We start from the raw sequence: 6,105 nt of genomic DNA, 5'->3' as shown, positions 1-6,105 counted from the left end.
ATTGGGTGGACTTGTACGATAGCCTCAAAGAGAAAAAGTAAGTCCAATCATCTTGTTCGCGTAAACAATTCGCGAACACTATTTTCTTTGTTTTACCCTCTATTTCTCCTTAACCGAGCAGTATTGAGTCTATACTTGCATTCGCTATTAATCGGGACAAGTCTCATTCTTTACCAAGCGTTTATTTTCTACTCAGCGTTGCGAGGTCGTTTCCTATTACTTAGTAAACATCTTGCAAAAGTAACAAATGCCAAAATATTGGGGTGCATAGTAAAGGTTACTGGGTTTGGGGAAATTCTATCCCTTTACCCTACTTCTGCAATAAGTAATCTTAAGCGTGATTTTCTAAAAGAAGTTTGCAGGTAATAGTCATTTTGGCTCAATAGGTATTTCGGGGAGATGGAATCGAGAGGGATTAGACTGCTAAGATCCTAACGATTCTACCTGTATATTAACAAACACTTGCAGGCGCTTTGGAATTAAATTGAAAGTATCTGCGCCCAAGAAAATTACCATTTTTTGTAAGGGAGAAATTTACCTGACATAACAATTTTCACGCGTTCGCCCTTTGGGTCTTCTTCCTTGTCTACATTCAAGGTAAAATCAATAGCACTCATAATTCCATCACCAAACTTTTCTTGAACTATATCTTTTAGTGGAAGTCCATACACCTGCATAATTTCATAGAACCGATAAATAAAAGGGTCAGTTGGAACAACAGTATCACTACCTTTTATCGGATATTTACTCAGCTCTTTAGCATCGTCTATATCCAGCTCTAATGTATCAACTAATAACTTTGCTTCTTCAGGTGAAGCACTCGCTTGGCGATAAATTACAGAGGCAATCCATACTTCGTTACATTGCAGAACTTCTGCTAATTCTGCAAAAGTCAGCCCCTTTTTCTCTTTGGCTGTTAAAAGTTTTTGGGTAATTTCAGGAATAGACATTTGAACGTAAAATAGAATTAGATTTATACATAACAAGCATACACTAACTCAACGTATGAAGCTGAAAATCCAGTTTCTGTCTCTTTTTTAAAATTTCGCTAAGATTTTTTTGACCAGAGTAATATAAGAGCGATTATTTACCGCTCCTTTGCTCTTTTTAACTTTTAGCTTGGTGTCAGCTTTAATTCTTTAGATTTACCGGAGTTAACCATTTTCACCAAAGAAGAATTGAGATAACTTTGTGCAGAGATATACAAACTTTCCCAAATCTCTTGATTGCGGCTGATTTTTGTACCTACTGTATTCCCTGCTGTTTTCTCCGACACCAAATATTTGCGGAAATAATTCGTCCACAAGTGTTGGAGGAAATCTTCAGCAAATTCATTAAACGGCAGAATCCATTTATAGTCCTTATCCAAAAATACCCGATAAGATGCAATTATTGGTAATGCGAGGTCAGTTGGCGCACCAAACCCGAAAGAGTATTTGCTATCAGGCAATAACGTAGTTTTACGTATATCTATTGAAGCTAAATCGTTGGCACCCTTTCTTCTGGGGTTGCTGATATGGTCTTGGATAATTTCGTAGAGTCTTTGCTCTATCCACAGAGCTTGAGATAGCAGAGGCAGCAAGGCGGTTAATCTTTCGGTTTCTGCGTCTGTAATGTTACTTGGAAGACTCATCCCTGCTGGGTGTTTGGTTCGTTTATTGCCGTCGGGGTTGTATTTATTTCTGTCGAGGCAGTAAAGCAGCTTCAGCAAATGGGTGACATTACACTGGGCATTTCTGGGAGCGCCGCTTTGGTTTTGGTAATAAGCGATGCGGAATTTTCTATCTTCTGCTCTCTCTAACTGGACTAAATACTGCTTGATAAATTTGTAATCACCCCTGGCGTTGACTTTGGAGCGAGAATCTACTGGCGTTGTAGTATTTGAAGCCAGGGCTATATCCTTGGCTGATTCTTCAGTCAGTCCGATGTGAATCGTAACTTTTACTCTGGCTTGGGTTAAATCGTATTTGTAATTTTTCGCTTGCTCAAAGGCTAAAACTGTGTGACCACCGTTGATAATCCCATCGCTACCCCCCTCGTTAGCTTCTAAAATCTCCAGTTCTAGCTCGGTTTTGTTTTTGGTAGGTTTAACTTTATTGGCTGACAAAACAATTCCACTGTGGCGAGAAAAGAATTTTGCAGGTTCGGTCGTCAGGGAGTCGAAGATTTGTCTGTAGGTCGCGCTTTTGCGGTTCGGTTCGCGGATGTTCGGTTCTAGGGGAAGGTCTATCGGGAAGGTGTCTACGTGGGCGGTGGCAATGATGCAATTAGGGTTGGCTTGAAAATGGTTATCTATTTTAATATTCCAAGTCTTGGGCATAGTTTATTTCTTCGGAACTAGAAATTCTATGTTAACCAAAACCCTGACCCTAATATCGCATTTCTCAAAACGCCCAGTACCTTTAGAGATTGGACTACAACATATCTCAGCATCTGCTCCCGTCAAATTATTTGAACCTGCGGTAGAACTGACACATCTGAAAGGCCGAAATTCACACCAACATTATGCTTAATTTGTACAGTGCCTAAATCCTAGTTTAGATAAAGAGTACTTAAAACCTTTGATTTTTAGGTACTCTCTTTATGGAAAGCTCTTTGAAACCATCAAATAACAGTCTAATTACTGTATATATCTGCAAAAACTAACTTAAGGTAGACTATTATTAATACTTAAGTTAGTTGCAAAAAGTGCTAATGTGAAAAAGTTTTCTAGAACATCTATAACGCCGGCTTGATCTGTTAGTTTCACTTGAAACGCATTTATACCTATTTTCGTTACGAGAATGGCTGCTTTACTAGTATTCAAAAGCGCAAGCGCACAGTACTATGACTACCACCAAGATTCATTCAGTTGTCTGTATTCACTCTCGTGTTTTAGTCGTATTTTACACTCCGTGTAAATGCTGGCAGTTTCGGATTGTTAGCCCCGGTGGCACGGTATTGGGTGACTATCCGATTTACTATAGTGCTGAAGCAGCAGCCAAAGCTGGGCGTGAATGGATTTATCAAAAGCGGTAAAGCGATTAATTCATTCGGTGGCAACCGTCAGTGGCAAAAGTACTCTCATCGCGCCAGCAGGAAAGTTATCACCCGTAGCCTTTAGAGAGAATTAAATTGTTCAAAGTAATGGCAGTTCACAGACCAATGACGCTGCAAATAATCTATTGCGTTTTCAGCTCCTGGCAATAGCAGAGCTTACCCATTGTCACTTTTTGCAATTCTTATCATTAGTTCTACTTTTTCTAGCAGATTCCACAGGCTTTCCACAGCTATTTCTGCTGTTTTCCACAGTTGTTTTACAAGAGAATCGGCTTCTGTTCACCCACTGTGGATTTTGTCATGGCTGTAGTCATCATTTTGCTTTACTGAGTTATTGTTACGTAAGGTAAATAAAACCTGCTTCTAACCCTCGTTTTCACGTAATTATTTATTTTTTCTATATTTATGTTTAACATTTTGCAACATTGACAAACCAAGCCAATCAGCACACAATAAATCGACTAGCCTTTGTTGTCTGTCCTATCTGTAACATTAACTGTATAAAACTATTCAGTTGTTAGTGCCAGTGGTTCGGCTAGCATTGAATGGGTGAAACTGTACTTGCACTGTATCACCTCTATTTTGTTGTCCCTATTGATTTGCTCCTTCTAAAGCTTTCATCACATGAACTCAACCCAAAACATCTTTACTAATCTTCCTGAAACCCTTCATCAATCTCTCAATACCTACTTAGAAAAACATCCTGATTGGGATGAACGTCGGCTTATTACCGCAGCTATCTCACTGTTTCTGCTGCAAAATGCTGATGGAGATCGCCGTGTTTCCCAAGTTTATCTCGAAACTCTGTTTCGTCGCGGCTAATGCTATCCGTAGAAGTCATACTAAATAAAATTCAATTTAAAAAGCCCTGGTAAAATCCAGGGCTTTGTTTTATATCCGGTTTATTAAATGCCAGCTAAAAATCTTTGCCAGCGCTTTCTATACATATAATCATCGCTCAATAGTTTGCTAGTTAATCCACCAAATTAGTTTTATGTTTTAAAGTAGAAAATATTATCCAATCTACTTTTCTTTAATCATAGGTTTTTACTCTTTATCTTCAGTAGTCAGAGAACGAATTAATTCCCGGATCACATCGGTTGCTGGTCTGCCAGTCTTTGAACAGTATTTTTCCAGCTTCTCTGCTTCACTTGAGGTGAGATTGATTGTAAGTCGTTTAGCAGCCCATTTTTTATTCATAATATTAGAAAAGTTAGATTTAGCAACTACTTCTCTAATATCAATCACTTAATATGTTCTTTAACATGGGGCTACCACTGGCTTTTAATTTAAGAGATGATGAAGTAAACTAATATGTTTTTCTAAATAATAGTGAAGACGTAAAGTCTGTTTTAGAGGATGAAGTTCCAGCTCCTTAAAACCAATAATTATTAAGACATTATCAAGAAATGATAAAATACTCCCACACAAAATAGGTACTCTGGTCAAGTAAGTTTTTATCATTTCTTAAAAAAGCATTTTTTTGCATTTTGATATACATCAGCATCCATTGCCAAAGCACGGAGTTGAACAGATTAAGCCGATTGAGGAAGCGATGCCTACGGCGGGCTGCGCCTACACGATTAAACTAGACAACTCATTTTAGCTCCCCAGCAATCCCTCTAATGCTTCCTCAACGGGAACCCACGCTATCCATTGTCCTTAATCCAACAGTAATACAACAACCGATAACTTCGATATTTCCATATCACCAGCCAGCGTCAGATCATGCATTTGTAAGCAGCAGTACTCAGTAGCTTGCCTGGCTTTGCAATGATTAGGTTGATACTAGTAAAGTAAATACATCTGTATTGGTTAAGGTGCTACTTTTTCTCGAAACAGCTTTCCAGGAGAAAACGCAGGAACTCTAGTAGCCGGAATTGTCATTGGCTCATTGGTTTTGGGATTACGCCCTTCACGCTAGTAACGTTCGCGTCACTCGAATGACCCAAATCTGACGAGCGTTACCTTCTCCCCGTTCGCTACAGCCTCGGTCACAACTTCTAAAAAAGCACTAATCCCTCCTCAGCTTGCTTTTTTGTGATGTTGGGCTTCGCTCTACAGCATCTACTAGTTTACATGAGTTCATAAATCACCCTGAATCCTTACGCAAAATTAGTTATCTTAAGTTATCGATATTGGAGATAGCGACACTTTACCGTATAGCCATTAATAGTATTTTATGTTTGAACAACAACCTCAAAATTTACAGCTTCATGTTCAACAGTTAGCTAACGAAGCGCTACAAAAAGCAGAGCCATCAGCTTGGTTTGAAGTTTTGTATGCCGAAGCTCAGGGCGATACAACACAAATTCCTTGGGCCAAGTTATCCCCTCACCCTTATCTGCAAGAATGGTTGGCTCATCATCAACCGTTTGTTAAAGGACAAAAGGCGTTAATCATCGGTTGTGGTTTAGGCGATGATGCTGAAGCTTTGGCAAAACTAGGTTTTGAGGTAACGGCTTTTGATATTTCTGCGACTGCAATCGCTTGGTGTCATCAACGGTTTCCTGATTCTTCGGTCAACTACGTAGTTGCAGATTTATTCGCCCTGACAGCACAATGGCAGCTTGGGTTTGACTTTGTGTTTGAGTGCCGTAACATTCAAGCTTTGCCGTTAAATGTGCGTTCTAGCGCTATTTCTTCGGTTGCCTCTGTCGTGGCTCCTAGTGGCGTACTTTTGTTGATTTCTCGTGTTCGGGATACAGAAGCAGAACCAAGTGGACCACCTTGGCCGTTATCAGAATTAGAATTCAAACAGTTTGAAAGTTTAGGATTACAGGAAGTAAAAAAAACTGTATACCAAGAGTCTGAACAATTTGATGTTAAGCAAGTGCGAATTGAATATCAAAGATCATCATTGGCTTAGATTGCAGTTGGGGGAGATAATCAATTAGTCGGTCACTCCTTTTGTATTTTTTTTGGAACCAAATTAACTCACTGGAGTTTAGACTAAGCAGCAAAAAACGACCCAGGAACGCTGAGTTTAAAACAAGCAGGCTTCAGGCATGAAAATCGGCAATATTAAGCAGATTCTGGTTGTTGTTTACGTGGCTTAGTTGTAGT

Annotated in this window: 6 protein-coding genes and 1 pseudogene; 3 read left to right on the top strand and 4 right to left on the bottom strand. The window is 39.3% G+C overall.

Annotation, left to right across the window (positions count from 1 at the left end; translation table 11 throughout):
* Window positions 1-509 precede the first annotated feature (509 nt).
* On the bottom strand, window positions 510-950 hold the full coding sequence (cynS, locus tag LC608_RS35980) for a cyanase (protein ID WP_229558072.1): 441 nt from the start codon (window positions 948-950) through the stop codon (window positions 510-512).
* A 164-nt stretch (window positions 951-1,114) separates the two neighbouring features.
* On the bottom strand, window positions 1,115-2,320 hold the full coding sequence (locus LC608_RS35975) for an AIPR family protein (protein ID WP_229558071.1): 1,206 nt from the start codon (window positions 2,318-2,320) through the stop codon (window positions 1,115-1,117).
* A 506-nt stretch (window positions 2,321-2,826) separates the two neighbouring features.
* On the opposite strand from LC608_RS35975, the gene LC608_RS35970 reads away from it, so the two are divergent.
* Both LC608_RS35970 and LC608_RS35965 read left to right on the top strand, forming a co-directional pair.
* Window positions 2,827-3,018: a hypothetical protein gene (locus LC608_RS35970; RefSeq protein ID WP_229558070.1), complete on the top strand. Its 192-nt coding sequence runs from the start codon at window positions 2,827-2,829 to the stop codon at window positions 3,016-3,018.
* 645 nt (window positions 3,019-3,663) lie between these two features.
* Window positions 3,664-3,861, top strand: a complete 198-nt coding sequence (locus LC608_RS35965; RefSeq protein ID WP_229558069.1) for a DUF2811 domain-containing protein — start codon at window positions 3,664-3,666, stop codon at window positions 3,859-3,861.
* A 225-nt stretch (window positions 3,862-4,086) separates the two neighbouring features.
* Here LC608_RS35965 and LC608_RS35960 read toward each other — a convergent pair whose 3' ends face one another.
* Together LC608_RS35960 and LC608_RS35955 are read right to left on the bottom strand one after the other, a co-directional pair.
* Complete coding sequence (locus LC608_RS35960; RefSeq protein ID WP_229558073.1) at window positions 4,087-4,239, bottom strand: ribbon-helix-helix protein, CopG family; 153 nt, start codon at window positions 4,237-4,239, stop codon at window positions 4,087-4,089.
* A gap of 615 nt (window positions 4,240-4,854) precedes the next feature.
* Window positions 4,855-5,128: pseudogene (locus tag LC608_RS35955) on the bottom strand (HU family DNA-binding protein).
* Window positions 5,129-5,221: 93 nt separating this feature from the next.
* Between LC608_RS35955 and LC608_RS35950 the strand changes: the two are divergent.
* The gene (locus tag LC608_RS35950; protein ID WP_229558068.1) at window positions 5,222-5,908 is read left to right on the top strand and encodes a class I SAM-dependent methyltransferase; all 687 of its coding nucleotides are present in this window, start codon (window positions 5,222-5,224) and stop codon (window positions 5,906-5,908) included.
* The last annotated feature ends 197 nt before the right edge of the window (window positions 5,909-6,105 follow it).

This window comes from Nostoc sp. XA010, assembly GCF_020829625.1.
In the GTDB taxonomy this organism is placed as follows: domain Bacteria; phylum Cyanobacteriota; class Cyanobacteriia; order Cyanobacteriales; family Nostocaceae; genus Nostoc.
This window is presented reverse-complemented; position numbering and strand designations above follow the sequence as displayed.

Coding starts and splice junctions, on each gene's coding strand:
- LC608_RS35950 (WP_229558068.1), top strand. CDS start 5,222: ATGTTTGAACAACAACCTCAAAATTTACAGCTTCATGTTCAACAGTTA.
- LC608_RS35965 (WP_229558069.1), top strand. CDS start 3,664: ATGAACTCAACCCAAAACATCTTTACTAATCTTCCTGAAACCCTTCAT.
- LC608_RS35960 (WP_229558073.1), bottom strand. CDS start 4,239: ATGAATAAAAAATGGGCTGCTAAACGACTTACAATCAATCTCACCTCA.
- LC608_RS35975 (WP_229558071.1), bottom strand. CDS start 2,320: ATGCCCAAGACTTGGAATATTAAAATAGATAACCATTTTCAAGCCAAC.
- cynS (WP_229558072.1), bottom strand. CDS start 950: ATGTCTATTCCTGAAATTACCCAAAAACTTTTAACAGCCAAAGAGAAA.
- LC608_RS35970 (WP_229558070.1), top strand. CDS start 2,827: ATGACTACCACCAAGATTCATTCAGTTGTCTGTATTCACTCTCGTGTT.